The organism is Amycolatopsis bullii (genome assembly GCF_014654205.1).
In the GTDB taxonomy this organism is placed as follows: Bacteria; Actinomycetota; Actinomycetes; order Mycobacteriales; family Pseudonocardiaceae; genus Amycolatopsis; species Amycolatopsis plumensis.
Map to the genome: position 1 here is coordinate 1 of NZ_BNAW01000111.1, position 981 is coordinate 981.

Here is a 981-nt window from a genome sequence, read left to right on the forward strand (position 1 = left end):
CAGTCCGGCGATGCGGGCTGGGGTGCGGTGCGCACCCCCGGCGGCGGCACGCCCGCCCCGGCGGCCGCTGTCCCTGCCGCGTCCGTGGCCGCCCCGGAGCCGGAAGCCGCGCCGACCGGCTCCGGCGGCATGGACGCCGCCGGGATCCGGAGCATCTGGCCGCAGCTGATGACCGCGTTGCGCAAGTTCACCGGCGGCCGCAGCCTCGAAGCGATGCTGACGCAGGCCACCGTGGCGAGCGTCGAGGGCAACGCCGTGACGCTGACCCACAAGTCCGAACCCCTGGCCCGCCGCCTCTCCGACCAGGACAACGCCCGCAAGATCGCCGGCGCCCTGACCGACGTCCTCGGCGGCGACTGGCAGGTCCGCTGCGTCCACGGCAACGCCCCGGCCGCACCCGCCGCCGCCCGTCCGCAGCAGGCGGCCCCGGCGCCGGAGCGGTCCTTCACCCGCCAGTCGGCGGCGGCCGCGCCGCCCGCCGAACCGGCTGCTCGGCCCGCGGCCCCGCCGTCCCCGCCGCGGCCCAAGGTCACCACGACCGAGCCGGACATCCCGCTGCCCCCGGAGCCGTCCGACGAGGACGACGAGGACCTCTACAACGAGGACGCCAGCCCGGCACCCCCGCCGCCCCCGCCCCCGCCGGACAAGGACCCCGACGAGCTGGCCCGCAAACTCCTCTCCGAGCACCTCGGCGCCCGCCCCCTCGACTGACCCGGCAGTACCCGGCGGGTCGCCCCACGTCCCCAACCGGTCGGCCTGCGTACCTGGGCAGTCGGCTTGCGTACCCAGCCGGTCGGCTTGCGTACCCGGACAGTCGGCTCACCAGCCGACCCTCCAGGTGCGCAAGCCGACCCTTCGGGTGCGCAAGCCGACTCTCCAGGTGCGCAAGCCGACCCTTCGGGTGCGCAAGCCGACTCTTCGGGTACGCAAGCCGACTCTTCGGGTACGCAAGCCGACTCTTCGGGTACGCAAGCCGACTCT

The 981-nt window shown here is 75.6% G+C and carries 1 pseudogene; it reads left to right on the plus strand.

The features are described 5' to 3' along the window. A pseudogene (locus tag IE317_RS44110) lies at positions 1-711 on the plus strand (DNA polymerase III subunit gamma/tau); the annotation flags it as partial. Positions 712-981: the final 270 nt, after the last annotated feature.